Consider the following 302-nt stretch of genomic DNA (forward strand, 5'->3'; position numbering starts at 1 on the left):
CTGATCGACTACCTGAGCGTGGTGGGCTCGGGCGCCGACACGCACAACACGCTTGCGAACTGCATGCCGCCCATGGCGCTGCCGCCGGAGCCCTTCGTGCACCTGGCCGCGGGCATCAAGAGCGTGGTGAAGATCCCGGTGATGCACGCGCAAAGCATCCGCGACGCGCAGCAGGCCGAGCGGCTGCTGGCCGCGGGCATGGTGGACATGGTGGGCATGACGCGGGCGCAGATCGCCGACCCGCACATGGTCATCAAGATCCGCGACGGCCGCGAGGACCAGATCAAGCAGTGCGTGGGCGC

Annotated in this window: 1 protein-coding gene; it reads left to right on the plus strand. The window is 68.9% G+C overall.

From position 1 onward, the window contains the following. The coding region (locus SM757_RS35250; protein ID WP_456062125.1) for an oxidoreductase at nucleotides 1-302 on the plus strand (302 nt) is incomplete at both ends.

The organism is Azohydromonas lata, from assembly GCF_034427735.1.
GTDB lineage: Bacteria > Pseudomonadota > Gammaproteobacteria > Burkholderiales > Burkholderiaceae_C > Azohydromonas > Azohydromonas lata.